The 23,834-nt window shown below is 39.3% G+C and carries 20 protein-coding genes and 1 riboswitch; of the genes, 7 read left to right on the plus strand and 13 right to left on the minus strand.

Translation table 11 applies throughout. The features are described 5' to 3' along the window. The first annotated feature begins 116 nt into the window (after positions 1–116). Together queF and ACXADT_RS00075 are read left to right on the plus strand one after the other, a co-directional pair. Positions 117–533 (plus strand): preQ(1) synthase, encoded by a 417-nt coding sequence (gene queF / locus ACXADT_RS00070; protein ID WP_474832825.1) that lies wholly within the window; start codon positions 117–119, stop codon positions 531–533. Between the two features lies 1 nt (position 534). After that, a complete protein-coding gene (locus tag ACXADT_RS00075) occupies positions 535–1,191 on the plus strand; it encodes a queuosine precursor transporter (RefSeq protein WP_270182591.1) in 657 nt (218 codons plus the stop codon). Positions 1,192–1,208: 17 nt separating this feature from the next. Here the strand turns inward: ACXADT_RS00075 and ACXADT_RS00080 are convergent, their stop codons facing one another. The 8 genes from ACXADT_RS00080 to ACXADT_RS00115 form a co-directional block, all read right to left on the minus strand. Next, a complete protein-coding gene (locus tag ACXADT_RS00080) occupies positions 1,209–2,417 on the minus strand; it encodes a S1C family serine protease (RefSeq protein ID WP_270182590.1) in 1,209 nt (402 codons plus the stop codon). Positions 2,418–2,585: 168 nt separating this feature from the next. Beyond that, positions 2,586–3,725, minus strand: coding sequence for a PqqD family protein (locus tag ACXADT_RS00085; protein WP_270182589.1), 1,140 nt, complete (start codon positions 3,723–3,725; stop codon positions 2,586–2,588). Between the two features lie 96 nt (positions 3,726–3,821). Next, entirely contained in the window at positions 3,822–5,018 is a 1,197-nt protein-coding gene (locus tag ACXADT_RS00090) for an HD-GYP domain-containing protein (protein ID WP_474832827.1), read from the minus strand. 5 nt (positions 5,019–5,023) lie between these two features. Next, positions 5,024–6,274, minus strand: a complete 1,251-nt coding sequence (locus tag ACXADT_RS00095; protein WP_270182587.1) for an ATP-binding protein — start codon at positions 6,272–6,274, stop codon at positions 5,024–5,026. Between the two features lie 195 nt (positions 6,275–6,469). Then, complete coding sequence (locus ACXADT_RS00100; protein ID WP_270182586.1) at positions 6,470–6,982, minus strand: GNAT family N-acetyltransferase; 513 nt, start codon at positions 6,980–6,982, stop codon at positions 6,470–6,472. A 197-nt stretch (positions 6,983–7,179) separates the two neighbouring features. After that, complete coding sequence (locus tag ACXADT_RS00105; RefSeq protein ID WP_474832829.1) at positions 7,180–8,784, minus strand: cation:proton antiporter; 1,605 nt, start codon at positions 8,782–8,784, stop codon at positions 7,180–7,182. Positions 8,785–8,941: 157 nt separating this feature from the next. After that, the gene (locus tag ACXADT_RS00110; protein ID WP_270182584.1) at positions 8,942–10,576 is read right to left on the minus strand and encodes a M4 family metallopeptidase; all 1,635 of its coding nucleotides are present in this window, start codon (positions 10,574–10,576) and stop codon (positions 8,942–8,944) included. A 258-nt stretch (positions 10,577–10,834) separates the two neighbouring features. Beyond that, a complete protein-coding gene (locus ACXADT_RS00115) occupies positions 10,835–13,264 on the minus strand; it encodes a putative bifunctional diguanylate cyclase/phosphodiesterase (protein ID WP_474832832.1) in 2,430 nt (809 codons plus the stop codon). 127 nt (positions 13,265–13,391) lie between these two features. Here ACXADT_RS00115 and ACXADT_RS00120 point away from each other — a divergent pair, with 127 nt between their 5' ends. Next, positions 13,392–13,964, plus strand: a complete 573-nt coding sequence (locus ACXADT_RS00120) for a YitT family protein (RefSeq protein ID WP_270182582.1) — start codon at positions 13,392–13,394, stop codon at positions 13,962–13,964. 36 nt (positions 13,965–14,000) lie between these two features. Here ACXADT_RS00120 and spoIIP read toward each other — a convergent pair whose 3' ends face one another. Further along, a complete protein-coding gene (spoIIP, locus tag ACXADT_RS00125; protein ID WP_270182581.1) occupies positions 14,001–15,170 on the minus strand; it encodes a stage II sporulation protein P in 1,170 nt (389 codons plus the stop codon). A 174-nt stretch (positions 15,171–15,344) separates the two neighbouring features. Between spoIIP and ACXADT_RS00130 the strand changes: the two genes are divergently transcribed. The 3 genes from ACXADT_RS00130 to ACXADT_RS00140 all read left to right on the plus strand — a co-directional run bounded on the left by ACXADT_RS00130 (position 15,345) and on the right by ACXADT_RS00140 (position 18,334). Continuing rightward, on the plus strand, positions 15,345–15,719 hold the full coding sequence (locus ACXADT_RS00130; protein WP_474814059.1) for a c-type cytochrome: 375 nt from the start codon (positions 15,345–15,347) through the stop codon (positions 15,717–15,719). A 171-nt stretch (positions 15,720–15,890) separates the two neighbouring features. Beyond that, positions 15,891–16,026, plus strand: a riboswitch (FMN riboswitch). Between the two features lie 147 nt (positions 16,027–16,173). After that, the gene (locus tag ACXADT_RS00135; protein WP_270182579.1) at positions 16,174–16,755 is read left to right on the plus strand and encodes an ECF transporter S component; all 582 of its coding nucleotides are present in this window, start codon (positions 16,174–16,176) and stop codon (positions 16,753–16,755) included. A gap of 118 nt (positions 16,756–16,873) precedes the next feature. Beyond that, positions 16,874–18,334: an amidase family protein gene (locus ACXADT_RS00140; RefSeq protein WP_474832834.1), complete on the plus strand. Its 1,461-nt coding sequence runs from the start codon at positions 16,874–16,876 to the stop codon at positions 18,332–18,334. Positions 18,335–18,373: 39 nt separating this feature from the next. Here the strand turns inward: ACXADT_RS00140 and ACXADT_RS00145 are convergent, their stop codons facing one another. Next, positions 18,374–20,071, minus strand: coding sequence for a peptide ABC transporter substrate-binding protein (locus ACXADT_RS00145; RefSeq protein ID WP_270182577.1), 1,698 nt, complete (start codon positions 20,069–20,071; stop codon positions 18,374–18,376). Positions 20,072–20,444: 373 nt separating this feature from the next. Between ACXADT_RS00145 and ACXADT_RS00150 the strand changes: the two genes are divergently transcribed. Continuing rightward, positions 20,445–21,854 carry an aminotransferase class I/II-fold pyridoxal phosphate-dependent enzyme gene (locus ACXADT_RS00150; RefSeq protein ID WP_474832835.1) on the plus strand — a complete coding sequence of 470 codons (1,410 nt, stop codon included), beginning with the start codon at positions 20,445–20,447 and terminating at the stop codon, positions 21,852–21,854. A gap of 53 nt (positions 21,855–21,907) precedes the next feature. Here ACXADT_RS00150 and ACXADT_RS00155 read toward each other — a convergent pair whose 3' ends face one another. From ACXADT_RS00155 to rsgA, 3 genes are read right to left on the minus strand one after another with little or no spacing between them, the layout of a single operon-like run. Next, positions 21,908–22,030: a YuzL family protein gene (locus ACXADT_RS00155; protein WP_270182575.1), complete on the minus strand. Its 123-nt coding sequence runs from the start codon at positions 22,028–22,030 to the stop codon at positions 21,908–21,910. 42 nt (positions 22,031–22,072) lie between these two features. Then, positions 22,073–22,573: a DinB family protein gene (locus ACXADT_RS00160; RefSeq protein WP_474832837.1), complete on the minus strand. Its 501-nt coding sequence runs from the start codon at positions 22,571–22,573 to the stop codon at positions 22,073–22,075. Positions 22,574–22,597: 24 nt separating this feature from the next. Continuing rightward, a complete protein-coding gene (gene rsgA / locus ACXADT_RS00165; protein WP_474832838.1) occupies positions 22,598–23,656 on the minus strand; it encodes a ribosome small subunit-dependent GTPase A in 1,059 nt (352 codons plus the stop codon). Between the last annotated feature and the right edge of the window lie 178 nt (positions 23,657–23,834).

Consider the following 23,834-nt stretch of genomic DNA (forward strand, 5'->3'; position numbering starts at 1 on the left):
AATTGTGGAAGCAAAAATCACTTCGCTTTCCTAAATTCCTCTGTTATAATAGACTGCGTTGTATGAGAGCAGTTCGAAACCTTCCTGCTATAACAAAACTAAGGAGGAATTTTTTTATGAATAGTATGGGTAAAGCCTGGCTACCTTCTTCTGGTCCTATGCCAAGACCAGAAAGTGTAGAACAAGCTCGTGAAGTAATAAAGAACGAATCGTTCGATGCCCCGAATGTACAAGAGATCACATTCAACGCACTCGAATTTACAGCTGTTTGCCCGAAAACTGGACAACCTGACTTTGGTAGAGTTGAAATCTCTTACGTACCAGATAAAAAGTGTATCGAATCTAAGTCGTTAAAATTTTATCTTTGGTCGTATCGAGATGAAGGAAGCTTCTGTGAAACATTAGCTGCTCGTATCGCTGATGATGTGGTTTACGCAATCGATCCTCTTAAGGTTACGATTACAGTGTATCAATCAGCTCGCGGTGGCATCGAATTGAAAACTACTGCAGTAAGAGAGAAGGCTGACGCTTAATATGAAGCCTCAGCAAATCGACCGCAGTCTTGTCCTGTTCAATGTGCTATTTGCAACCTCAATCGTAATTGCGAATGTACTAGCAGGAAAAGTCGTCATGATAGGAAGTTTTGTTATTCCTGCTGCAGTCGTAATGTATGCATTCTCTTTCCTTTTCACTGACATTATTCACGAACGATTTGGGCAGGAAGAAGCTAAGCGGACCATCCGCTATGGATTCGCTGCCCAAATCTTTGCCAGCATCATGATTTTCATCGGCATGTTGCTCCCTGTCGCACCGTTTGCTTCAGATACACAAGCTGCCTATGAAATTTTACTCGGACAAAATTATCGGTTCGTACTCGCTAGTCTTGCTGCATATCTTGTATCTCAGCACGTTGATGTATATATTTTCTCTGAAATCAAGAAACGGACTGCGAACCGACACAAGTGGATCCGAAACAACGCAAGTACAGCTGCTTCTCAGCTGATCGATACAACGATCTTTATAACGATTGCTTTTGTAGGTACCGTGCCAAATATTTGGATCATGATACTATCACAATTCGCTATAAAGATGGCTCTTGCACTTCTTGATACTCCGATCTTTTATGCGTTAACTAAGATCGATTCAAGAAGAGAAGAAAGGTTTCATTCAGAAAAGCCTCTAGATGTTTAATCATCTAGAGGCTTTTTTTATAGTGCTTTTTGGTTTGCTAAGATCATCGTTGTGGTTTGGAGTTCACCATCACGATAATAAGTGACTTCCATTTCATCTCCAACTTCTTTGTTAGAATACAGATACTTTCTTAGTTCTGCAGAACTTGTAATGTCTTGATCATCAAGTTTCACGATGACGTCTCGCTCCTGTAAACCAGCTTCAGATGCAGGAGATGATGGAGATATGCCCATCAGTACAACTCCGCCCTTCACATCTTCAGGAAGGTTAAGTGTACCCGTCCAATGTTGCTTCGGAACTTCAGCTAATGACGCCGGCGTCACTCCCATTACAGGTCTCTTTACTTCCCCTGTCTTTTCCAGCTGTTCAATAATCGGTTCAGCGACATTGATAGGAATCGCAAAACCTATTCCTTCTACTTGTGTTTGAGCGATTTTCGATGAGTTGATACCGATAAGCTGTCCTTGAATATTGATCAATGCGCCCCCGCTATTACCAGGGTTGATAGAGGCATCAGTCTGTATGACGTCTGCTGAATAATCCGGCTGACCGTTGTTATCGAGATCGACCGGAATCGATCGGTTTGTATTACTGATGATTCCCTGAGTTACGGACCCTTCCAGAAAACCGAGCGGATTACCTAAAGCGATCGCAGGTTCTCCCGTCTTCAAGTTTTCAGACGAACCAAACTCTGCTACGGTATCTACTTTGCTGCCATCGATTTCAAGCACGGCAAGATCTAAGAGAGGATCTGCTCCCAATAGTTTTGCATCGAGCTTTTCTTCATTATTCAACGTCACTTCAAGCGAGGATGCACCTTCGATTACATGGTTATTTGTTACAACGAATGCACTACCGCCTTCTTTTTTATAAATGACCCCTGACCCTGAACCAGCCGCTTGACCTTCCTGACCATCCCCGCTATCAAGAGAAAAGCCATCCTCATACTTTGTAATACTAACGACAGAACCTTGTGTTTTTTCTACCGCTTTCGTAATATCCGTTGAAACGTCATATGAAACGTTGGAAGTAGCGGACTGTTCTTCAGTGTTTTGCACAGAAGGTTGGCTCATTGTTGGGACGTCAGAATTAGTAAACAGTGGTGCTGCCACAAGCATCACAGAAGCCCCGATTACGGCACCGAATGTGCTAGGCAAAAACCAGCTCATGCCTCCCTTAGCCTTCCTTACCTTTCTTGTTTGATTATGATCATCATAGTATCCCATTACTATGTCACCCTTTCTCCCCTTTGAACTGTTTATATACACATTGTAACGACTAGTCATACTTCTGTAGGGAATATGAGAGCTTTTTCATATTCTTTGATATTTGTCGTATTTTTGTATATATTTCCCGGGAGATTATGGGTAAAAACGTCGAAACTAGTAAACCCCTTACTGTTTATTCAGCAGGGATCGGGACCAGGTGAATAGTAGCAATCCGACTCCAATAACAAGCTGTAAAAGGATGACGAAACCATCCCAAAAATACATCGTTTGAATTGGGTGAGACAGGTGTTCTAGACTTGTCCTCAACATATAATAAAGTTGCGGAATCATATAGAAAATAAACAACAAAATCGATAGCCCTACCCCAATAATATAAATAACTCCATATAACCATAGAGTAATTTTTTCGCGGCTTGTAGTTACATCAATATTTTTCCCGAGTACCCATTCTCTGCTTCTTTCCATTAAGTTATAGTATCCAGTGGAATTTTCTATAACATAATAAAAATCCGTTTTCATATATACACAGCATTGGTAAACAAACTTAATAAATATATCTAAGAGTACGAGAGAGGAAATAGCTTGTAACATCGAGTTTTGAAAGAACATTTGAGTTAGGATCGCACATAAAAACAAGACGTTATCAAAACAAATACCCGAAAGGTAGAGTTGATTTCTCTCTTTTTTCTTTAATCTCCATGCATGTGTCATGTCTGTCTCGATCACTATTAAGAAAAGTCTATGACCAATTGAGAGATTTGTAGAAAGATTATGTGAGCGAACAGCTAATACGTGTCCCATTTCATGAAAGAAAATTAAGACAAGCGATAATAACAAGTATGTTAACATCGAAACAGCTAAACTATCTGAAATAAATAAATCACTATAATGAGGAATAAATTCTGGATGCATAACCAATAGTGTTATATTCACGAGGAAAAGAAGTAAATAAATCGTGTAGGAAATAGTGTTAAAAAAGAACCTTGCAATTTTAGGAGAAATTCTGTCAACAACTGATGGCTTAGGAACCGGTATTCTTTTACTATTATTGTCACCTAAAATAAAGCCTAACTCAACTAACTGTTCAGTAAAACCACGAACATCGATATCGTCTTGAGGAAACTTATTTAATAGAATCCTCTCGATCTCATCTAAATCTTTCCCTTCATCAAGTAGTTTAATCGCTTCTACCGCGGACTCATTCATTTCGTAGTATTCAGCAGACCTTACATTTTCGACAATATATTCATTCTGGTTTTTATGTATTTGATAATCGGTTAACTTTATTGAAGATTCACTGTTCATAAAGAACTCCTTTCAAAAAAAGAGGGTGCAAAACACGCACCCTACACACCTCTTAAATAAATACACCACCAACAAGGTGTTTTTACTTTTTTGAGTTTACGAATTTTCATTAATTTCACCTCCTTTATTAGTTGGTTCAACTGAATTAGAATGTTCCTTATGATACGCAGACCACTCCGGAAATACTTTTTTAAAAGTCTTCACCATCTCAGGATCGAATTGAGTACCTTCTCCCTCAATTATTTGTGAATAAGCTTCGGTCAAAGACATCGCTGGTCGATATGATCTTGAAGAAGTCATGGCATCAAATGCATCGGCTACTGCGGTGATACGCGCTAGAAATGGAATCTCTTCTCCCTTTAAACCTTCCGGGTATCCCCTTCCATCCCATCTTTCGTGATGGTATTTTACAACGTCGAGGCAACACTCTAAACCTTTAATACCAGATAAAGCTTCTGCTCCTACAGTGGGATGAGTTTTAATCACATTAAACTCTTCGTTGTTTAATCTCGATGGCTTCATTAAAATACTATCTGGTATATTTACCTTCCCAACATCATGCAGTAAGCATGCGTAGTTAAAATTCGCAAGTTGCTCGGAAGAAAATCCATTTATTCTTTTTGCAAGCATACATGAGTAAGCAGCCACTCGTTGACTATGACCTCGAGTATATGGATCTTTTAACTCTAAAGTAGCCACAACACCCTTTACAATCCCTTCCAATTGTTCATCAAATGTAGATTGTATTGTATTTACATAAGCTTTAAATCGCTGCAATAAAATGAAAGCAATTAATGAAACTACTACTAGTAAAACAACTGGCAATAATAATGTTTGGTCTTGAAGGATAAGACCTAATAGGGAATATTTTAATAAACTCCCCGTAGCAACAAGCCAGAAGAACCTGGAATTTATAAAAATAGGGCTAAATAGTACGATCAGTAATTCGGCAATACTCCCCGAGCGATAAGGTATATCATTGCCGTAATAGATTACTAAATCATTAACAAAATTAAGTAGTGTATAAACGATAAAGATCATATATTTCACACGGAATGTGTAGTTTTTCCTCAGACAAAAAAAGATAAATGGAATCATTAATAATTCTATTACGAAATACCATATACCTAATCCACCATTTAATATTTGTGAAGCTTCACCGTTTAAGAAGTTTTTCAAAATAATGCTATAAAAAACATCGTACGAAAAAGAGACCAGATAAAATAACCATACAAATAGGATAACTGCTCTCTTCTCTTCTACCATTAGGGTTGGATTAATAAATTTCCTCATGCTTATTACCTCATTTTCGGGTCTGTTGACGGTAAAAATATTTTAAATGTCGTTCCTTTCTCTGGTGAGCTTTCCACTTCTATTCTTCCGCCATGTTCTTCAATAATTCGATAGCTTACCATCAAACCTAATCCGGTGCCATCTTCTTTTGTCGAGAAGAACGCTTCTTGGAGTCTACCAATATACTCTTCAGGAATTCCAGTTCCTTCATCTCGGCATATAATGCAAATTTCTTCGTCACTATAATTATCGGCTATAATTTCTAAGTTTCCACCATTCGGCATAGCATCTATTGCATTTCGAAAGATATTAATTAAAACTTGCTTAATTCTATTCTCATCACATAGTACATACGGATTTTTAGAATTAAATTCAACATGATAAGTAATACCGTTAGCAGTTGCCTGATTCTTTGTTAACCTTACAACATAATTGATAATAACCTCGATACTCTTACTCTTTAATGATAAGCTACTCGGTTTTCCAAGAACCAAAAGGTCATTAACAATTAAGTTAATTCTCTCGATCTCATCCATCATAATCGAAGAATGTTTGGAGTCAACATCTGATTGCAATGTTTGTAGCTGTAAAAAGCCTTTGATCGATGTAAGCGGATTTCTTATCTCATGAGCAATACTCGTTGCCACCTGTCCCATGAACGCAAGCTTTTCATTGTGTGCTAATTGTAAATATGCTTTTTCAATAGATTTAACATACGATAGCGATTTGTTAAGGAAGATAAATGTCAAAATAGAGATTAATACAAGTATTGTGACAGGATGAATTACCTTAGGAATTGATAAAGACAAACCAACGATTAAATATTTTGAGATCAAACCCAATGTGACCCACCAGAAATATTTCTTATCTAAGAATATAGGGGTGAAGAGAACGAAAAATATTTCCATAACACTTCCACTGGTATATTCCATCTCATAGATAGAGTAAATAATAAGCTCTGTAACCAAAGCAACAAATAGATAAACAAGTAAAAATATGTACCGAATAAGTCCACTTTTATTTACCTTTATTAAATAATAACCAATCAATAGCAGGACCAGTTCAGTAGAAAAATAAATCCATTCATCAATAATGATTTCAGGAGTTCCAGGGTTTATCTCAGAAGAAATCCTTTTTTCAACTATTAAAGTAAATATCCCTGATACTAGAGTGATGATAAAAAATAGATATAAAAATAATCTGGTTGATTTTTTTTCCTGTTCCAATATTGTGGAACTTAATGATGCTGCTTTCATAACTACTCCTAACACTGCATTCAAGGCAGTACCAATGTATCTCAAACACTCTTGATTATAGCATATTATTCGACAATAATTACCAAATCCCTATTTAATTTTCATATTCTATTTGTAAATTTACAGTGCTGAAATGTACTGTGTTGTGGGATCGACAACAAATAAAAAACCCCACTAACGGGTGGGGTTTGACGTTCAAATATATTTATTCTTCTTAATGAATTTCTCTTCGGTTATTTTATCTTTCGCAATATTTTGTTGAACCTTTAGTCTTGATAAGCCTAAGCGTCTCATCACTGAATCGATATTCTCAGATTCAGGATGTTCTTCTTTAGATTTATCAGAAAAGACCCAGCTTACAAGAGCATTCGCCATTTCAACAGCATAGCCTTTATTGCGATAATCTGGTATCAAGTGGTATCCAACTTCTAGATTTCCTGATGCGTCGCCAGTATTCTTGAATCCCATCGTTCCTATTACTTTTTCATCAGACGTATGAATAAGGATTCCTTCCCACTTGCAGTTTACCTTGGATAGATCAGAATCATCCAGGTGAAATGGTAGAAAGTCTTCAAACTGAACGTTTTCAAATTCTCTAGGAACTTCAACGTGTAATAATTTCTCTAGTTCTTTCTTATTCGCCATCGCTTTAATAAGATCAAAGGAAAATGGAATAATGGTCAGACGATCGGTCTGAAGGTAAGGCATTTTATTTCAAAAGTCCTCCTTGTGAGTTATTTTCAATGAAAGTGAAAATGACTTTTATCACTATACCTTACAGATTTACTTACTGTAAACCATACCCTTACAAATCCTTAATAAACGAAATTTTCTCTATTTATGTTGTCCTTTCTCTTATAGGTTATGCAGGACAAACAAAAAAGCTGCCACAAAAGTGCGGCAGCCTAGTTAGATTTCTTGGAGTCTTTCAACGTATCATCTTCCTCGATGTTAGCCAGGTCATTGTTTAAGATTTCTTTGTACTTTTCGGCCACTTCGATCGAGATGATTTCATCTTGCTCTAGTTCTGTAATTCGTGCATGCTGTGCGTATAAAGAATGTTTCTTCAGAGTGATAAGCTGACTCTTTTTAAGATGAGGATGTTCTTCTAAAAGGCGATCAAGGTTATCGTGAATCTCATCGATTTCTTTTTCATAGGTAGAAAGCATTTCTCCATAGACAGGCTCAGGAATGAAGAGCTGTGATTTTATCTTTTGAATTTCAGCAATCCCCGCTTCATGTCTATGTAGGTTTGCAACGATATCTTCGTATTCTTTTGAGCCGCTGTGCTTGGCGCGCAATCCAAAATAATTGATCAACGGCTTGATCGTAATTCCTTGAACGACTAGAGAGAACAGCACGATGCTAAAGGTAAGGATCAAGATGGTTTCTCTTCCATCGAAGTCCCCTGGCAAACTTAAGACTAGAGCGATGGATAATGATCCTTTTAACCCACCCCAGTTAAGAACGTGTCGCCAAGATGCCGGTAATCCTTTTACAAACATCGTACTTCCATAAACTGCGATGCTTCTACCGACTAATACGATTAACAGCGCGAGGCCAATGGTTCCCCATTTATCTGCAAATTCAATTCGCGTAATTTCAAGTCCGACCATTAAAAAGACGATTGAATTCGCAAGCAATGCTGCAACATCCCAGAAGTTATTAATATTTAACCTTGTCGTTGGACTCATTCCAACTTTTGAACCAAAGTTTCCAAAAGTGAGTGCTGCAATAACCACGGCAATAACACCTGAGACGTGGATACTCTCTGCTGCAATATAAGCACCATAGAATAGAATCACGCTAAAAATAATCTCGAGGGGATAGTCGTCAAAGTACTTTGTGAGGATTGAAACTGCATATCCAAACCCTCCACCGATCAATAGACCACCAGCTACAACTTTCACAAACTCTAACACACCACTAGTCAGTCCACCCCAGCCCATATCCATATAAGCTAGAAGAGAAAATGCAGAGATTTTGAACAACACAACCGCAAGTCCATCGTTAAATAAGCTTTCGCCTTCAATCGTTGTAGAGAGTTTATGATTTACACCCATACTTTTAAAAATGGAAAGCACGCTTACCGGATCTGTCGCGCTCATTAATGCCGCAAATACAAATGCAACAGGAATGGGTAGACCCAGAAGATAGTGCGTTGAAAACCCGATAACGAGGAAGGAAAGAAATGTCCCTCCGAAGGCAAGGGCAAGAATAGGCTTCTTGTTTTCATTCAAATGAGAAAATGGAAGCTTTAATGCAGCCTCACCGAGCAATGCAGGTAAAAAGATCGTTAGAATAACAAAATTAAAAATATCCCCTTCCGTAATGAACATCTTTAACGGTTCAAGTACAGGAATATTCAATAAGCCAATTAACGTTCCGATTATAACCAGGGCGATAGGATAAGGCTGTTTTAATTTTTTTGCAACTGCTGTTATTCCAGCTGCCATAATCACGAGAATCAGGCCAAGTTCAAAAATATGATGCAAGTCTAAATGTTCCATATCTTCCCTCCGATTCTTTATTCTGTTTATATTATAACCAAATCATATGTAGAATGGAAAATCACGGAAGATTTCACCAATGGTAGTGTTCCCACCTAACGATGATTTCACACAAAAGAAGAGCCCCACTTCGGGACTCTTCCTTCCATCACTCTTTTTAGTTCACACCAACTTGAGACCAAGCACTTGCTACTGAGTTATACGTTGAGCCAGTTCCATAAAGATCAGATGTTGCTTGAAGTAATGCAGAGCGAGCATCACTAAAGTCAGTAGATGGAGTCATGTATAAGCTTAGCGCACGATAGTAAATTTTTTCTGCTTTTGTTTTTCCAATGCTCTGGATCGTTAGATAAGCCGCTTTGTTTGGAATACCACTGTTCGTATGCACACCGCCATTATCAGAAGAAGTGTAATAGTAGTCATCCATATGAGACGGCTGACCATAAGCTTCTGGATTCGACATACTTCTTAGTGCATCTCCTGGTGTTCCAGGTGTATACACATCTTCTCCCATTAGATAATCTTCCGGTTCAACAAAGTAACCGAAAACATCGGACATGGATTCGTTAAGTGCACCAGATTGATCTTGATAGATTAAACCTGCCGTTCTTTCAGTGACTGCGTGAGTAATTTCGTGCGCTACGATATCGAGTCCGCCTGAAAGTGGATCAAACGTTTGGCCATCGCCATCACCATATACCATCTGAGAACCGTTCCAGAATGCGTTATTGTAGTTCGAGCCGTAATGAACCGTGGAACGGATCGTGGCACCATTGTTGTCATAGCTGTTTCGGTTATGAGTATTCTCAAAATAATCATAAACTACACCAGCGTTATAATGCGCACTAACATCAGCACCTTGAGAGTAAGCTGTGAAAGCATTGTTACTATCTACAGAATAGCTACCCGGGAGTGATGTGCCATAATTCGCAGTTCTCGTCTCAATCACACCGCTCATAGGCTTTGTTACATCGTATAGATAGTACGTCCCGTTAGCATAGTACGTATTTAGAGATTTATATTTTCCAAGGACATCATAACCATATCCACTTGTAGCGCCTTCAGTTACAGCGTTATAAGCATCTACAACTGAGCCATCTCGAGCATCTACGAAGATTTGCCAGTTCGCTGGGTAAGGATCGATAAACTGAAGTTGCACTTTATAAGTAAGGTAGTACTTATCGTCCTTCTCAACAACAACTTTCTCGCTCTTTTCTATTTGATCTGATACTTTGGACTTTCTAACAAAACTAGGGTTTTCACTTACAACATTACTAGGTTTCACATCGATGTGATCCCAAGCCTTTGCAATCGCTTGCTTATCAGAAAGCTTTGCCTTACTACTGCCTTTAAAATTCTTTTCAGCATTAGGATGTAAATCGCCGTTAATCGCTACAATATTATCGTTTTTATCCGTATGTACGATAAATTTCGCTCCGTCAATTTCTTCTCCCTTTACAGTTTGAACGTATTCATAATGCGTCATGCCCAAGTCATCTGTAGATTCGTTAACCAACTTTAAATTCTTTTGATTAACATTGAATAACCCTTCGTTAGATTTTAAAAACGCTTTGACTGCTTTTTCATTCCCTACTTTGTCTTTTGATAGTTTACCAGATAAAAATGAAGGTACGTTCCTTTCCTTTTCCCACGTTTGTTTCACATTCTCCATTTTTTGAAGTGCATTTTTTTGATCTAGACTAAGATCCTTATCAGAAGCTGCTGAAGCGGTTGGAAGCGCTGATCCAAAAGCAAGCCCCGTGGCGAGTGCTACTACCATTCCTTTTTTCATACTGCTTTCCTCCAATTCAAAATGTTTAGAATTTTTATTACATTAGTAGAATATCACAGATATTTTTACGTTTGTATTGGGAAATGTATAGAAAAACACAGGAATATTACCGATGTTTCCATCCACATTTCCCAATAACATTCATCAACTCTTGGTGATATAATAAATCTACAACTCTCCCACACTGGAAAAATTTAACTTTTAAGCACAAAAAAGACGAGCTTATTGCTCGTCCATAAACGATCAGGAACATTTCCTCTACATACTAGGTAACTCTATTCCACTTGTTTGTAATAAATAGGTTTCTACATCCTTACCTGGAAGCGGTCTACTGTAGTAATACCCTTGAACATCGAAGCACTCTAACCGTTTCAGCACGTCAATCTGTTCTTTTGTTTCTACGCCCTCGGCAATAATCTCTAAGTTTAAATGTCTCGCTAAAGAGATGATCGTTGTGACGATACCTAAACTACTAGAATTATCAATCAATCCTTTGATAAATGATTGGTCGATTTTCACCCTGTTGATAGGTAATCGCGTTATGTAATGCAAAGAGCTATACCCTGTACCGAAGTCATCCATACTTACGCCAACGCCTATCTTCCTTAGCTTCTGTAGCTTTTGAATCGTGGTGTGCTCATTAAACATCGCCATACTTTCTGTGATTTCAATTTCAAGCGATTCTGGTGAAATGCTTGCGTCTTCTAGGTTTTTCATAATCGTACAGACGACGTCCTCCTGATAGAAATGACGCTGAGATATGTTCACTGACATGGTATATCTTTCGCAGTATTGCGTTTGCCATACTTTTAACTGTTCACAGGCTTTTTTTATAACGATTTTTTCAATAGGAACAATCAAACCCGTTTCTTCCGCTGCCTGGATGAATTCATTCGGAGCAATCAACCCGATCTTAGGATGAAGCCACCTAACAAGTGCTTCGAAGCCAATGACGCTGCCTGTCACCGTATTCACTTTCGGTTGATAGTAGACGATTAACTCATCTTGTTCAATAGCTTTTCGAAGATCGTTCTCTAACATGATTTTATGAAGCGTTTGATTACTCATCTCTTCTTGATAAAACGCATAGTTGTTCATATCCTGTTCCTTAACATGATACATCGCCATATCAGCGTATTTGAGCAACTCTGCCCCTTTCTTTCCGTGAGTCGGATAAAGAGCGATCCCGATGCTAGCCGTCAACAAGCATTCTTGATTCTCTATCATTAGAGGAGATTGAAATGCATGTAAGATAGAAGCTGCGACTCGTTCGACATCTTCCTTCTTACTGTAACGAGGAAGAATGATGGTAAATTCATCTCCACCTAATCTTGCCACAAACAAACTTTCATCTAATACTTCTTCCAACCGTTTTCCGATGGACTGGATAACCAGATCCCCGAAATCGTGACCGAACAAATCGTTGATCCGCTTAAATCTATCAAAATCGATCAACATTATTGCGAATGGTGAGGGTACCTTCTGATTTAGGAGAGACGTGAGCTTTTCGTTGAAATAACGCCTATTCGGTAACCCCGTTAATTCATCATGATATGCAAGGAAATGTATGGTTTTTTCAGCACGCTTTTTCTCTGTAATGTCCTTTGCGATGCCGTACACACCTACTATTTCTCCTCCAACATTAATTGGTACGGTCGAGATATGTAACTCTTTAATCTTATTTCGTTTCGACATTATTTTGATATCGAATTGATGGACTTCACCTTGCAGTGAACGGCCGAACATCCCCTTAGCAAGATGAACCTCATCCCTGACTACGACTTCATGAAAGAACTTTGTTTTTAACTCAGGAATCGAATACCCTGTGTACTCAGCAGCTACATAGTTTACACTCGCAAATTTCCCATTCTTATCGATTGAAAACACAGCATCTGGATTGTGATGAAAAAGCGTTTTAAACTGCTGTTCGTTTTGTACTAGCCGATCGGTTTGTTCTATTTGTCTAGCGATTCCGTATCGATCTGGAACATATACTAGAATTCCTAAACAGATGTAATTAAAAGCGAGCGCTATCAGATACGGTCCAAATGAATTCTCTTCTTTAAGGTATAAACTTTGATCGACCATTCCAAAAAACAACAGGTATGGTAAACAAGAAAATACGATACTTGCAGCGAAACTCCCTGCAAATAACCAAATACGATAATACCGCTGATTACCATTTAAGTTCAACAATAATAAGAAACGTACGATACATAGCGAAAAAGCAAATGAAATGATAATAAATAAGATGATATGGATCGACTGAATGGACAGCGACTCCGAAAAGAAGACAAGGTTGCCAAGGATCAATGTGGTTAGGATCGCACTAGTAATCATCATAGAGCCAATCAAATGATACTTAGGATTCATCTTTTTGTTGATGAACAGTTTGATAACAAGATATGAAAACAATGAGCTCAACAAGATCGATAGAATGGCATGATACAAATAGACTTGTACAGAACCCGGGATTGAAATGGATAAGTTGAATAGAAGGTTGATCATATACTGTGATAACCCGAGTATGACGGACGCAACCACAACGGTTTTTCTAGTTTTTCGTATAGGCTTCTTATTGTAGTTCAGAAATAGAAAAACACCGCCATAAATGATCAAGAATGAAATCATAAAACCTGCAATGTATAATGCGTATTCGATCGTATATAGTTCGATTATTGAAAACATGAGGACCCCCGACAGTCTGCTGGCAACTAGGCAGCATTTTCTTTTCTGGTAATTAACAAACACGTAATGAAAATCTTTCTGAAAACATACATATTAAAACAACCCTGAACAAGCAGGTGATCGCACCATGCTAAAGAAAATAGCAGCTGTTTTTGTTGGAAGTATAATGGTCGGAGTAGGAGTCAATGGGTTTCTTGTCCCTAACCATCTCATCGATGGGGGTATGATTGGAATTGGGTTAATCTTTAAATATATATGGGGGTTCGAAACGGGACTCACGATTATATGTTTAAGTATTCCACTTTATGTATATGCCTTCCTTTATTTTCGCCCTTACTTTTATAATAGCCTACACGGACTATTACTCTCCTCTTTCTTTATCGACGTCCTTTCTCCCATGCGCCATTCCTTTCAATACCCTTCTTTAATAAGTGCTATGATAGGAGGGTTTTTTGTAGGTTCAGGAATTGGGATCATGCTTAGATTTGACACAAGCACAGGCGGGACGGACCTTTTAGCACAGTTTATATCCAAAATTTCATCTCTAAATGTAGGAGTCATTATTTTCCTTATCGATGGTCTCGTTATTATTATCGGCTCAAAAACGATCGGTTTGAACTCTACGATGTATTCTGCTATCGCTATTTTGTTTGTTGGAATCGCTACAAGCTTACTCACAATAAAAAAAGAAGCTACATAAAAGCGCTGACTCCATTAGGAGCCAGCGCTTTTTTACTTAATTACTAACTTTTAAAACACTCCAGTAGTGCTCACTAAGAACGTCTGCTATGGCTTCAACTGTGCGACTTAGTTCTTCGAGGTTGTTATCTACTCCTCCCATTTCGATCAGCATCGCGTTAGGAGAAATGTCCTGGTTATACACACCATCTACACGCTGACCTTTCTTTCCGATTACGCCTCTGCTTAAGCCAGGGTACTTTTCCTTCAGAGCATTATGAAGCTCTTTTGCAAGCTTCAGGTTCTTTTCATAGTTTGGGTTCTCTTCACCGATGACAAAAACCGTTCTAGCATATTTCTCATTATTGATGGTGACCGTCGTATCATCCTTCCGAAGAGCATCTCTATGGATATCGATAAACATATCAAAATCTGAATTACTACTCATAGCAGATTGAACGATGGTTCTCGACACATCGTACGCTTTACCGTGCTGCCAGCCTTTTTCATTCAATAATGCACCTATATTCGACTCATCGACTACTGTACCGATCCCCCTGTTTTCAAGTGCTTCTCCTAGCATTTTTCCTACGAGAGTAATGTTTGTCTTCCCGTCGTTTGCAAGGTCTCCATTCTTATTGCCTTCGAGGCCTAGCAATGGTAAATATGACTCGTAGCTATGGGAATGATAAATGAATGCGACATCTTTACCGTTCGTCGTTTGAACGGGAGGTGTTACAGGTTTCTTCGGATCTTGGATTGTAAGCTTGTCAGATGGAACATCCCTTTCTATAAGCAGATCATTAAGGGGAGGTACTGACTCTACAGGTAAGTTAGCAAAGCTCGTCCCTTCTCCAGCCACATGAATCTTCGCATCATACAGAGCAAAGCCCGGAAGCTCACTACCAAGGAGACTTCGGATGTCGCCTGGTTTGATGCTCGTGATAAACTGAAACGCAACAAGAGATAGAGCTGGCGGTTCACTTCCTGCCGGTAATACTTGCGTTAAATAATGATTTTCCGTTCCCATGGCATAAATGATCGCCTCGTTTGAAAAGCTCGTTACCCAATCGTGCATCATCGATGAAGAAAATCGATATTTTGTTTCGGACGAAGAGATAAATCCTGCAACGATAAATAAGCTGATTAAGCTAATGATCATAAGGAATGAAAGTGTTCTAAGCATACTGTTACTAGGATTCTGAAAAAGTTTAGCATTTTGTTTCATACGCTCTCTCCCCCACCGTCTTCTTACTCTATGTCTATGAAATCACCAATTACATTAGAAGATTTTTTTACTAGCAATAGTAGAAACGTATATGTTTCAAAATAGATGCAAAATATATTTGATAATTGAATGTGCGAAAAGTATGATTAAGATAGGATAGGGGAGGTGAACAGAATGGGAAAATCATCGGCGTACATTGCTTCGACAATTTTGTTCCTAGCGATCGTTGTAGGCTTTACATACTGGCTAACAACAACGGAAGAACATGCCGGCTCTGAAGGCGGTCATGGCGAGAAAACGGAAGAATCTGCTGGGGAAGATTCAGCAGGAGGAGAAGCAGAGAAAATCTACTCTCAGAACTGTGCTTCCTGTCACGGTGGAGACCTTGGTGGAGGAGCAGGTCCTGCACTAAATGCTGTAGGTGGCAAGTATTCTAAGGACGAAATCCTCGACATCATCAAGAATGGTAAAGGTGGCGGAATGCCAGCTGGTTTGATTCAAGGTGAAGAAGCTGAGATGGTTGCCGCATGGCTAGCCGAAAAAAAATAGTATTGTAATAAAAAGCTTTCTGTTCACTCAACAGAGAGCTTTTTATTATTTCTAAACGATGTTGTAATCAAGCTATTTTGAAAGCGCTATTATAGAATAGCTTGAATTCAAGATGTTTTTGTTGAGTTATCAGCTCTCGCCGTGTATAATAAAGCTGTAAAATATTATACGAACTATCTTCGGGGCAGGGTGCAATTCCCGACCGGCGGTGAAGGAGCAATTTCCTTAAGCCCGCGAGCCTGTTTTTTGGGCAGGATCTGGTGAAAATCCAGAGCCGACAGTACAGTCTGGATGGGAGAAGATGGTGGAGTAGCAAGCTTTCTATTGAAAAAATAGACGATAAGCTTGCTTATTTCCCCATGCCGACTACCATGAGCCCCATACTCATGGTTTTTTTCGTGCATAGGGCCACATCTCCTTTTCGATGGTTCAAATATCAAAGGAGCAATGTCATATGAAAACTGTATCAAAGACACAGCGCATGATTGTTGTCGCAATGTTCAGTAGTATCTCCTATCTATTGATGCTACTAGATTTTCCGCTACCTGGATTTCCTGTTTTCCTTCAGATTGATTTCAGCGATATTCCAGCACTCTTTGTGGCGATCCTTTATGGACCTGCCGCAGGTATACTAGTTGAAGCGATAAAGAATCTTATTCATTACGGTATACAAGGAAGTTTCACTGGTGTCCCTGTAGGTCAACTTGCTAACTTTATCGCAGGTGTTTTCTTTATCGTACCGACTTCCATTGTATTCAGGAAGTTTAATCAGACTCAGAAAGGACTTACGATTGGGCTTATTCTAGGTACTCTATTGATGTCAGCAATGATGGGATTGTTGAACTATCTCTTGATCCTACCGGCCTATACGTGGTTCATGGGGTTTGAGGCGATGTCTGACTCAGCTCGTCAAGCACTTGTTCTAAAAGGAATTACACCGTTTAACCTTATAAAAGGTTTCATTGTAGCTAGCATATTCATCGCATTCTTTATTAAGTTAAAACCCTGGTTTGCAAAACAAACGAGGCTTGCCTAATAAATTCGAGCGCGTATCCACACCGGATACGCGTTTTTATTTTGACCTATTTTCCAATTGAAGGAAAACTACTTTCGTTTGTTGAATACGTAAAAAAGTAGAAAAGGAGGCTCCTACTATGGTAACCATCGATTGGCTTGAAAAGTCGACCATTTTAGATTTACAACAAGCGATGTTTGAAGGGACGATAACATCCTACGAGCTTGTTTGTTTATACTTAGAACAAATCTCAACGTACAATTCCGAAATTAATGCAGTGTTGGAAATGAACCCTGATGCCTTATTCATTGCAGAAGGACTTGATCGGGAACGACATATACAGGGACCAAGAAGCCTCTTACACGGAATCCCTATCCTACTGAAAGATAACATCAATACAGGTGACAACATGCATACGAGTGCAGGTTCTTCCCTCCTTTCCAATTCATTCGGGAGAGATGATGCGTTTCTTGTTAAGAAACTAAGACGTGCGGGAGCGGTTATCCTTGGGAAGACCAACATGACCGAGTGGGCAAACTTCATGAGTGACTCGATGCCGAATGGATATAGCTCGAGAGGCGGTCAAGTTTTAAATCCATATGGACCAGGATCCTTGGACGTTGGAGGTTCGAGCTCTGGCTCAGCGGCTGCAGTTGCATGCCATTTCGCAACTGCTTCTATCGGTACTGAAACAAATGGATCGATCCTAAACCCTGCAAGCTCAAACTCAACTGTTGGGATTAAACCAACTGTTGGATTGGTGAGTAGACAAGGAATTATTCCGATCTCATCATCTCAAGATACTGCAGGACCCATTACGAGAAACGTTACCGATGCTGCAATTCTATTAGGTATTTTAGCAGGACAAGATGAGAAAGATCCTTCTACTCTTAGTGCACCCTCTCAAAGTGACTATACGCCTTATCTTTTCAAACCTACCTTTGAAACCATCAAGCTTGGCGTAATAAAGAATGGATACTATGACGAAATGCATCCTGAAGAACAAGAGCAGTTTGATTTTGCTATTACAGCATTACAAGAAGCAGGGTGTTCCGTCTCCGAATTTAAAGAGATCGTTTCCGATCAAGAAAAACTAGAAAATGACTATAACGTGCTTTTATATGAATTTAAAGCAGGAATCGATGCATACCTTGCTAACGAAACAAGATCTGAAACCAAGCTCAACTTAAATACAATCGTAGACTACAATAATAAGAATGAACAGGCAATGAAATATGGTCAGTCACTCTTACTCGAGGCAAACGAAACGAGTGGCACATTAACAGAACCGGATTATTTAAAAAGTAGACTTAACGACATTAAACAAGCAAAAGAAATGGGCCTAGATGCATTGTTTAATAACGAAGGTTTGGATGCGATAGTATTCGGCGGCAGCTATGGATCTACCCTCCCTGCAAAAGCAGGTTATCCATCCATCACTGTTCCAGGCGGGTTTACTTCAAACGGCAAACCGTTTGGGATTACCTTCACAGGACCATCTTTTAGTGAACCTCAACTTATTAAACTCGCTTACACATTTGAACAGCTTACAAAGCACCGTGAAGCACCAAAAACAATTACCAAACCTGTGAGCAACTAAAAGAAGAGTCGGGCAGCAGCCCGACTCTTCTTTCGTTTACTATTCGATCGTTACCCACTTAAGTGTAGAATCTGCACCAAATTTGTGGATATGGTAGTTCTTAACATGTTCTTTCATCAAGATTGCGCCACCACGCTGGTAAGTAGGAACAATTGCCGTATCTTCTTCGATAAGGATACGCTCAGCTTCCTGCATCATTTCCCAACGCTTCTGCTGATCCGTTTCAACTTTAGCATCTGAAACGAGCTTGTCATACTGTTCGCTAGAGTAATCCATACGGTTGTATGCTCCGTCAGTTTCAAACATGTAAACGTAAGTCATTGGATCTGGATAGTCTGGTCCCCAACCACCAGTTGAGATATCGAAGTCACCTGCATCTTCAAGATCAAGGAACTGCTTCCAAGGCTGTTTGTTGATTGTAATTGTAAGTCCATCTAACTTAGACTCAAACTGCTCTTTTGCGTATTCAGCAATTTTAGAAGCAAGCTCTGAATCAGTTGTTAGGAATTCAAGATCAACTGAATCTTGTCCAATCGCTTCTAGACCTTTCTTCCAGTATTCAGCAGCGTCATCTGCTGTTTTGTCAGCAAGGTAGCCCTCTGGAGCTGGTGCTCTGAAATCTTCACCATCTTTGAATAAGAAATCTTTTGGAACAAGGTAACGAGCAGCGATTGAACCGTTGTTTAGCAATACGTTTACTAGACCATCACGGTCATATGCAAGGAATAGTGCCTTACGAATGTCATTGTTCGCTAGCGCTTCATTCTTTTGGTTCATACGAAGGAAGAAGATCGCTGTATCAAGAATTGTAGAGAAATCTTCTCTTCCCTGGAACTGATCAACAAAGTCTGCACTTAGACTAGCACGATCGATTTTTCCAGTTTCGTAAAGGTTAACGCGTGTAGCTTCATCTTTAACGATTTTATAGTTTGCTTCTTCAAGCTTTACAGTGTCAGCATCCCAATAGCCATCGTTCTTAGCAAGCTTCCAACCTTCACCATGGTTCCACTCAGCAAGAGTAAATGGTCCGTTGTAAAGCATAGTATCTGCTTCTAGAGCATAGTTTTCACCTTGCTCTTCAGCAAATTTAGAAGGCTGTGGATAGAATGAAGCAAATGTTAGAAGGTCGAAGAAGTAAGGAACCTTCTGAGTAACAGTAACTTCAAGAGTCTTCTCATCTACTGCTTTAACTCCAAGTTCTTCAACTTTACCGTAAAGCGGGTCACCTTCAGTTACGATTTCATTTCCATTTTTGACACCAGCTGTTCCTAGCATTGAAGCGTATCCGCCCAATGTATCAGGGTGAATGATCTTCTGCCAAGAGTAAACGAAATCTTCAGCTGTTACCGGTGTACCATCAGACCAATTCGCATCGTCACGAATCGTAAATGTATAAACCGTTTCCCCATCCTTTTCTTCAACCTTAGGCTCTTCAGCAGCCATACCAAGGACAGGTTTATTATCCTTATCTAAACGATATAGACCTTCAAATACCTGGTTCATTACGTTGAATGCTACAGTGTCAGTTGCCTGTGTAGTATCCATCGTTGGGATATCCTGTGTATCCGTAAGATTCAATACCTGTTCTTTGCTTGTTTCTTCAGTGCTTTCTGAATCTCCTGATGCTTTTCCTTCACTGTTTGTATTTCCAGAAGTACTGGAATTACCAGAACAAGCTGCAAGGAAAAGGCTTAACAACATGATGACTGAAAGCAGTAGAGAAAACTTCTTTTTCATTGTTTTACCCCCTATTTGTTTTGCCATCCAGGTAATTGGCTTGATTCCTTTCTTTTCAATATGGAAAAAGGAACGATAATGAGTGCAATAACAGGGAGGTCACCTCACTCATTGCTATGTACGCCTAAACCCACTTCAAAGAATGAAATCCGACTAGTTACCTGAATGTTTAAACTTATTGTAAATTTCAAAAAACTTTCTGTAACCATCCAATTTAGTCAAATTGACACCAACCAATTTGTAAATTTATGTTATAAATTCATGCAAATGGCTTATTCTCCTTATATATCAAGGACTTTTGAGCTAAAAAGTTTTTTAAAAATTTATACAATTTTCTTTAAATTTCTCTATAATAGTGTATGAGGTGATAAAAATGGCGAGACTCATCCTAGATTTTGATAGTAAGAAGCCACTTTACAAACAAATTGTAGAATACTATCAGAATGCCATCCTGAATGGCTACTTGATACCAGGTACTCTTCTTCCTACTGAACGCGAACTTGCGATACAACTGGAGGTAAACCGGAGCACGATCACGACTGCTTACGCAGAATTAAGAGCGAATGGTTTAATCACTTCTAAGCAAGGTAGCGGTACGCGCGTAAGCGAAGAAGCTGAAGATCTTCTCCCCAATCACTCGATCACTTGGAACAAATTACGTAATCATCACTTAAACGAAGACAGCGTGGTTTTCAGACAAGTGTACCAATATATGAATGAACCCTCATTTATTAATTTGATGTCAGGGACTGCCGCCTCTGATCTTTGTTTAGCAAAAGAAACAAAGGAATTAATTCCTTTTACAATGAGAGAGAGCAATGGACGATCCGTGACTTCAAGTATTACAAGCTCTTTATGTCAATTCATCAAAAATGAAGCTAACCCGGAAAACATGGTTCTTACTTCGAGCATCGAGCAGTCCATACTCATCGCACTCAAATGTCTACTCACACCAGGCGACACTATTGCTGTCGAAGCGCCCGCTAAATTTTCACACATTAATATGTTGTTGACTTCAGGTATAAAAGTAATATGGTTCTCAAATGACAACCCTTTGACAGAGCAGCTGTTACGAAAAGAAAAACTTAAACTCGTCATAACGAGCCCACTATACAATCAGAGTAACAAAGCATCGACGAGCAAAAAGCGAACGGATCTATTGCAGTTATGTGAAAGAGCGACTATTCCGATGGTGGAAATTATTGAAGCACCACTACTCATCCATTCTAAAATCAGTTCTATCCCTACTTATTATGAACTAGCTAGTGATCGTAAATTTGTCATACAGATTGGCCATTTCACTGGGATTGCACCTGGGATTAGCATCGGATGGATCATAGGACCATCTAATGTGAAGCTACGTCTTCAAGAGGTTCAAATGCAGCTCGGTCTTATCCCCCCTCCTGTTCTATTGGAACTTGTCGATAATATTTTGAGTTCAGAAGTGATGATGTCCCATCTCGATGATGTTTTAAAAGAATTGAATGATCGAAGACACCACCTCCTATCGGTAATCGAGCCGTTCTCAGAAAATATTACGATTGTGGAAAAAGGTGATCCTACTTCCTTGTGGATCGATATAAAAACCCAGGTGCCTGACAAAGAAATTGTTAAAGTATTTCTAGAAGAGCGTTTGCTGATTCTTCCGCATGCTGGATCCAACGATACCGTACGAATCAAAGTACCCCTCTTCTATGTAGACCGTGAACCATTACTTGAAGGTGCCAGAAGATTGGTTGCTAGTATGAACAAAATTCTTAGGCGAGAGTTGGTACAAGCTTAAGCATTCTTTAACAATAAAAAAAGTGTGTTGCTTTTAACGCAACACACTTTTTGCTATTTCTTTTTCTTCTTCCTCTTGGAATCTTGCGGCTCGCCTAACTCAATTCCAGTTCCCTGTCCTTCAGGCTGAGAAGAAGGAAGGCCTGTTGTAGATGGATTTGCTTTTCGCTTTGCCATACGACTCACCTCCACTCATAGCATGTCCGGATGAGTGGTCTCTTATGAAAGAAGAGTGTGGAATTCTATGCCTAGTTCGTTCATAAAAACCTCGATTTGGAGTTTATGATGATGATCATGTTCAATAAGCCCTTTTATATAGCTCGTTAAACATAATGGATAATTATCGATATAAAAGGTATGTTCCCATTCTTCGAGCGTAAATTCATTTAACTTTGCTACAACGTTACGACGTTCTAGAATACATTCCTCAATCAAATCTTCCATTGACTTACCTGACTTCGCATACTTTGAGGCTTTTAAATTGACCGATTCAACACTAACTGATGATTTTTTTAACCTCGCTTCTTTCTGAATATAAGGGAGTCGCTCTTCTAACAGGTACGTGTCCCATACACGAAGGTGGGCTACAATTTCTGCAACCGACCACTTATTCGGCTTAATCGGCGTGAAAAATGTATCATCACTTAACGTCTTGACCGTTTGAATTAACCAGTCTGGTAAAGAAGCATATTGAGCTAAAACAGAACGTTCATCATCCATCATTTTGCTCCTCTCAGCATAAGATTACCTGCGGTGTTGCCTTGTACGATCTCCAGCTACTTTCTTCCATTTCTTTCGTTCTTCGATTTGAGCCCTCTTATCCGTTTGCCTTTCCAAATAAGCGAGTTCCCGCTCAAATTTCTTGTAATTGTCGAACCGCCTTTGCTCGAGACTTCCTTCTTCAATCGCAGAAAGTACTGCGCACTTTGGTTCCCCGGTATGTGTGCAATCTCTAAAGAAACAGTTTTCGGAAAGTGCTTCTATATCTTGAAAGCTGTTCGTCATGCTGCTCGCATCCCAAAGCTGGAGTTCTCTCATTCCGGGGGTGTCGATCAGTATTCCGCCTGTTTCAAGAACGATTAACTCCCTGCTGGTCGTCGTATGTCTCCCCTTTCCATCATCGTCTCTGATTCCCTGAACTAGCTGAATGTCACTACCATATAACTTATTGATTAATGTTGATTTTCCTGCTCCAGAAGATCCAAGTAATGCAACGGTTTTCCCGTCACTCACATATGGTTCTAGTGCTTCAAGCCCTTCACCAGTCGATGAACTAACAATGTGAACTGGCACTCCGATTGCAATTCCCTCAACAGAATCTGCTTTTGTGTCAGCATCATCACATAAATCAGATTTACTTAAAACGATGACTGGGGTAGCTCCACTTTCCCACGCCATGACAAGGTAGCGCTCGATTCTTGCTAAGTTAAAATCTTGATTTAGTGCATTTACAAGAAACACAGTATCGATATTAGCCGCTACGATTTGTTCGTCTGTTGTGTTCCCTGCTGCTTTTCTTGAGAATTTTGTCTTTCTTGGTATCAAATCGTGAATAATAGCTCTCTCTTCTTCAAGTAAAAGCGTCGCCATCACCCAATCTCCAACCGCAGGTAAATCTTCTCGCTGAGCTGCTTCATAACGGTATTTTCCTGATAGGTCTGCCCGAAACACAGTATCCCCGTTTGAAACCTCATATGAGCCTCGATGCTCCTCGATCACTCTTACTGGTTCTCTTCCTTCAACACGTTTCTCATTAAGCATAGCTTCAAAATAATCGTTCCATCCTAAATTCGTTAACTTCATTAAAATCCTCCTGATTAATAAAAGTATTAAAAAAAAGCCGTTGTTAATCACGGCTTTTCACACATCCCTACACGTGTGGGATAAAAAAACCATGGACATGTACGCACACAGTCCATGGCCTTATTAATCAAAAGGATCTTCTGAATTATTTTGGCGATCGATTGGACTGTGCACAATA

Source organism: Anaerobacillus sp. ABR4_321 (assembly GCF_056158505.1).

What these genes read in the sequence shown, in the direction of transcription:
- queF (WP_474832825.1), top strand. Translation starts at nt 117, where the DNA reads ATGAATAGTATGGGTAAAGCCTGGCTACCTTCTTCTGGTCCTATGCCA.
- ACXADT_RS00075 (WP_270182591.1), top strand. Translation starts at nt 535, where the DNA reads ATGAAGCCTCAGCAAATCGACCGCAGTCTTGTCCTGTTCAATGTGCTA.
- ACXADT_RS00080 (WP_270182590.1), bottom strand. Translation starts at nt 2,417, where the DNA reads ATGGGATACTATGATGATCATAATCAAACAAGAAAGGTAAGGAAGGCT.
- ACXADT_RS00085 (WP_270182589.1), bottom strand. Translation starts at nt 3,725, where the DNA reads ATGAACAGTGAATCTTCAATAAAGTTAACCGATTATCAAATACATAAA.
- ACXADT_RS00090 (WP_474832827.1), bottom strand. Translation starts at nt 5,018, where the DNA reads ATGAGGAAATTTATTAATCCAACCCTAATGGTAGAAGAGAAGAGAGCA.
- ACXADT_RS00095 (WP_270182587.1), bottom strand. Translation starts at nt 6,274, where the DNA reads ATGAAAGCAGCATCATTAAGTTCCACAATATTGGAACAGGAAAAAAAA.
- ACXADT_RS00100 (WP_270182586.1), bottom strand. Translation starts at nt 6,982, where the DNA reads ATGCCTTACCTTCAGACCGATCGTCTGACCATTATTCCATTTTCCTTT.
- ACXADT_RS00105 (WP_474832829.1), bottom strand. Translation starts at nt 8,784, where the DNA reads ATGGAACATTTAGACTTGCATCATATTTTTGAACTTGGCCTGATTCTC.
- ACXADT_RS00110 (WP_270182584.1), bottom strand. Translation starts at nt 10,576, where the DNA reads ATGAAAAAAGGAATGGTAGTAGCACTCGCCACGGGGCTTGCTTTTGGA.
- ACXADT_RS00115 (WP_474832832.1), bottom strand. Translation starts at nt 13,264, where the DNA reads ATGTTTTCAATAATCGAACTATATACGATCGAATACGCATTATACATT.
- ACXADT_RS00120 (WP_270182582.1), top strand. Translation starts at nt 13,392, where the DNA reads ATGCTAAAGAAAATAGCAGCTGTTTTTGTTGGAAGTATAATGGTCGGA.
- spoIIP (WP_270182581.1), bottom strand. Translation starts at nt 15,170, where the DNA reads ATGAAACAAAATGCTAAACTTTTTCAGAATCCTAGTAACAGTATGCTT.
- ACXADT_RS00130 (WP_474814059.1), top strand. Translation starts at nt 15,345, where the DNA reads ATGGGAAAATCATCGGCGTACATTGCTTCGACAATTTTGTTCCTAGCG.
- ACXADT_RS00135 (WP_270182579.1), top strand. Translation starts at nt 16,174, where the DNA reads ATGAAAACTGTATCAAAGACACAGCGCATGATTGTTGTCGCAATGTTC.
- ACXADT_RS00140 (WP_474832834.1), top strand. Translation starts at nt 16,874, where the DNA reads ATGGTAACCATCGATTGGCTTGAAAAGTCGACCATTTTAGATTTACAA.
- ACXADT_RS00145 (WP_270182577.1), bottom strand. Translation starts at nt 20,071, where the DNA reads ATGAAAAAGAAGTTTTCTCTACTGCTTTCAGTCATCATGTTGTTAAGC.
- ACXADT_RS00150 (WP_474832835.1), top strand. Translation starts at nt 20,445, where the DNA reads ATGGCGAGACTCATCCTAGATTTTGATAGTAAGAAGCCACTTTACAAA.
- ACXADT_RS00155 (WP_270182575.1), bottom strand. Translation starts at nt 22,030, where the DNA reads ATGGCAAAGCGAAAAGCAAATCCATCTACAACAGGCCTTCCTTCTTCT.
- ACXADT_RS00160 (WP_474832837.1), bottom strand. Translation starts at nt 22,573, where the DNA reads ATGGATGATGAACGTTCTGTTTTAGCTCAATATGCTTCTTTACCAGAC.
- rsgA (WP_474832838.1), bottom strand. Translation starts at nt 23,656, where the DNA reads ATGAAGTTAACGAATTTAGGATGGAACGATTATTTTGAAGCTATGCTT.